This is a genomic window from Nocardia sp. NPDC004718, from assembly GCF_053601535.1.
In genome coordinates this window covers 1-3,446 of record NZ_JBSGCA010000128.1, presented here as the reverse complement: position 1 = coordinate 3,446, position 3,446 = coordinate 1, and the positions used below count along the sequence as shown (strand labels likewise).

The following is a 3,446-nucleotide window of genomic DNA, read 5'->3' as shown; positions in this document are numbered from 1 at the left end:
TGGCTATGTCAACGTGAAGTGGCCCCGGTGTGACGGGTTGAGTTGGCCCCGGGCTGCGTTTCAGGAAGATGGAGACATTTCTGGCTGGGAACGGTGCAGCGACGGCGGTCGTTGGCCGCCTTCCCCACTGCTGAGCAGGCCGATAAGCTTCCGGTCATTGGTCACTGGTGGGCAAGGATAGGAAGTCTCGTTGGCGTGGATGAGTGCGTCGGCTGCCGAGATCGCTGGAGCGGACTTGTTCGCCACCGTGTCCCGGGAGGATTTGTTGCCTGGTCTGGCCAAGGTCGCCAGGACAGGTTGGCGCGTGATGGACGACGCGGTGCTGCTCAAACGCTGGTACAAGAGCTATCACGGGAATCGGGCGGCGTTCGCCGGCTTGCTCGATTACGAGATCGCGGTCAATGGTCGTGGTATTTACGACCTCGATCTGGAGGTGTCGGGGGTGGAGCGTGTGCCAGCGTTGCTGCGGCGCGGAGCGGCCTTTGCGTGGGCGGCGTTGCACACCGCATGCCGGGACGTGCCGCGGTCGCGCCTTGCGGCCTATATCTCTGCTGCGCCCGTGTATGCGACGCCCGAGGTTTACACCGGGAACGTGACGTTCTGCGCGCTGCGGCCCGGGCAGCCGCCGTATGTCGGCCAGGATGCCGACCACATCGTCGTCGCGTTGTTCAGCGAAGATTGTGCACAGCCGCTGCCGGGAACGCCCCGGGGCTGGTTTCACTTCGCCAGATAGCGTCGCAACTGTGTGCGGTGCACTGTCCGAACTCGAGGAGTCGACCGCCCCACAGGCTCATGTGGGTTTTGTGTGTTGCGTTTTGGAGTGGGCGAGCCGGTAGCTGTCGGTGCCGGTTTGGATGATGGCTCCGCCGTAGGTGAGCCTGTCTACTATTGCGGCGCACAGGCGCGGGTCGGTGAAGGTTTTCGTCCATCCGGAGAAGGCTTCATTGGAGGCGATGGCGACGCTGTTCTTTTCTTCACGTTCGGTCAATACTTGGAACAGCAGTTCGGCGCCGCGTTTATCCAATTCCATATATCCGAGTTCGTCTATGCATAAAAGGTCGACGCGGCCGTAGCGGGCGATGGTTTTGGCGAGTTGTTTCTCGTCGGCGGCTTCGACGAGTTCGTTGACCAGCTTCGTGGCCAGGGTGTAGCGGACTCGGTAGCCTTTTTCGGCGGCGGCGGTGCCGAGCGCGATGAGTAGGTGTGATTTGCCGGTGCCGGAGTCGCCGATGAGGCACAGCGGTTCGCCTTTGCGGATCCAGTCCCCGGCGGCGAGAGTGTGGATGGTGGCGGCGTTGATGGCGGGGTTGGCGTCGAAGTCGAAGTCGCAGAGCCATTTCTGGCGGGGGAACCCGGCGGCTTTGACCCGGCGCAGGGTGGAGCGCCGGTCGCGGTCGTCGCATTCGGCCAGCAGCAACTCGGCCAGGAATCCTTGGTAGGTGAGTTGGTCGCGGCCCGCGGCGGTCAACGCTTCGTCCAGGACGGCGCGGACCGTGGGCAGCCGCAGCCGCCGGCAGGCTTGGTCAACGGCCGCTGCGGCGGCTTGTTCGGTGAGCCCGCGCCGCCGTCGCAGGGTGGTGGTGATCTGGGAGGGCGGGGTGGCTGGGCTCATGATGCGGTGCTCTTTTCGGTGTCGTCCGGATCGGTGGGTGCCGCGACGGGGGTGCGGCGGACCAGGAGATCGTCGTAGGCGGTGACGGTCGGCAGTGGTCTGGGGTCTGGGGGCAAACCGGCAATGATGGCGGCCGGATCCATCAGCCGCCGTTGGGTGAGGCTGACAACCCGCTGCTCACGCCGAACACCGTGACCGATGCGATGACGGCCGGTTGCGGCCCCACCGACGCTGCCGACAGCGCCGTGGCGGCGGGCTTCGACCGCGACGACGTCGGCGTTGACCGCGCCGACCTCGAGAGCGGCGATGATTCCGGCGACGACATCGGTTTCGGCAAGGCTGCGGTGCAGCAGCAGCACCTCGATCAGCTCGCGGGTGCCCTCGGCGTCGCCGTTGACGCGGCGGGCTGCCGCCCAGAACGCCTCGTGCGCCGCAGTGAACACTCCTGTGTCGCGGGCCTGGGCGAGTGCGGTCGAGCCGGGGAACGCGCCCGGCTTGATCTTCAGCACCTCGAGGTAGTGATCGAGTTGGACCGAGCAGCCGGTGCGGGCAGCGATGCGGCGATGGCGGGCAACGATTTTCGCGCCGTCGTAGATCACCAGCTGGGATGCCTGCAACGACACCCGCACCTTGCGGCCGATCAACCGGGCCGGGACCGAGTACTTCACCATCCGCACCGTCACCAGCGCCGAACGATCCACCCGCGGATGCAGGACCAATCCCGGATCGAACTCCTCGACCGGCAACGGCGCCAAAAGCGGCGCCTCGACCGCGAAGTCCTCGGCGATCGTGTTCACCCGCCCATCGATGCGCCGCTGCTGGTCGGCGATCTCCCACTCCCGGATCAGGTCGTTGAGCTCATCGAGGGAATCGACCACTGGCATCGGGGTCAATCGGTTACGGCGGAATCGGCCGACCTCGCCCTCGACGCCACCTTTCTCATGCGAACCGGCCAAACCCGGCTGGCAATAGAAAGGATCGATTCCGAAATGCGAGCAGAACAACACCCAGCGCGGATTCTCCGCCCGCCTCCGGTCACTGCCATGCAATACCAGACGCACCGCGCTGGTCAGGTTGTCATAACGGATATGACGGGTCGGGACACCCCCGATCACGTTGAACGCTTCGATATGCCCTTCCAGGAACGCTTCCTGCCCCGCGGTCGGATACACACGATGAACCGCCCGCCCGGAATAGGCGAGCCAGAACACGAACATCTGGCAGCGGGTTTTCACCCCATTCAGCATCACCCAGACCTCACCGAAATCGACCTCGGCTTCCTGCCCGGGTAGTCGCTGCTGCGGAACGAACGCCTCGATCCGGCGCCCGGCCTCAAGGTCGATCTGCGCGCGCCGGATCCGCACATAGTCACGCACCGTCGAGTACGACAACTGCCTGGCACCGTGTTCCTCAACCAACCTGGCCAGAACCCGCCGGGCGGTATGGCGCTGTTTGCGCGGAGCGGTGGTGTCGGCAATGAGCATCGCGTCGATCGCGGGTTTGAACGCATCCAGCTTCGGCGCCCGCCTCGCCGGCACCTTCCGTGGCGGCGGCGCCGCGCCCGCCAATGCTTGACGCACCGTCCGCCGATGCACCTGATATCGACGAGCCAGCTCACGAATAGAAAGACCCTCGACACGAGCATCACGCCGAATGGCAGCAAACAACTCCACCCGACACTCCATCCCGGACCCCTTCCACCAGCTCGAAAACGACCATGTCGAAATCGAGACTGAGGTGGGGCCAGATCAAACCGTCACAACCATGCCCGGCGCGTCGCAAGTGGGGCCAACTCAGACCGTCACACCGGGGCCAGATCAGGCTGCCACAGCCA

General features: G+C 65.1%; 4 protein-coding genes. 2 read left to right on the top strand and 2 right to left on the bottom strand.

The features are described from left to right. Positions 1-190: 190 nt before the first annotated feature. Positions 191-733 (top strand): hypothetical protein, encoded by a 543-nt coding sequence (locus ACWEH3_RS35835; protein WP_452358500.1) that lies wholly within the window; start codon positions 191-193, stop codon positions 731-733. Positions 734-790: 57 nt separating this feature from the next. On the opposite strand, the gene istB is transcribed toward ACWEH3_RS35835, so the two are convergent. Together istB and istA are read right to left on the bottom strand one after the other, a co-directional pair. Then, positions 791-1,612 carry an IS21-like element helper ATPase IstB gene (gene istB / locus ACWEH3_RS35830; RefSeq protein ID WP_356969143.1) on the bottom strand — a complete coding sequence of 274 codons (822 nt, stop codon included), beginning with the start codon at positions 1,610-1,612 and terminating at the stop codon, positions 791-793. Beyond that, positions 1,609-3,297: an IS21 family transposase gene (gene istA, locus ACWEH3_RS35825; protein ID WP_450026813.1), complete on the bottom strand. Its 1,689-nt coding sequence runs from the start codon at positions 3,295-3,297 to the stop codon at positions 1,609-1,611. The genes istB and istA overlap by 4 nt, the downstream gene beginning before the upstream one ends. Here istA and ACWEH3_RS35820 point away from each other — a divergent pair. Beyond that, on the top strand, positions 3,266-3,446 hold a 181-nt coding region (locus ACWEH3_RS35820; RefSeq protein WP_450026815.1), incomplete at its 3' end, for a hypothetical protein. The two genes, istA and ACWEH3_RS35820, sit on opposite strands and share 32 nt — an antisense overlap.

Bases quoted from the DNA above. Each gene is read 5' to 3' on its own strand.
- istB (WP_356969143.1), bottom strand. From the start codon at position 1,612: ATGAGCCCAGCCACCCCGCCCTCCCAGATCACCACCACCCTGCGACGG.
- istA (WP_450026813.1), bottom strand. From the start codon at position 3,297: ATGGAGTGTCGGGTGGAGTTGTTTGCTGCCATTCGGCGTGATGCTCGT.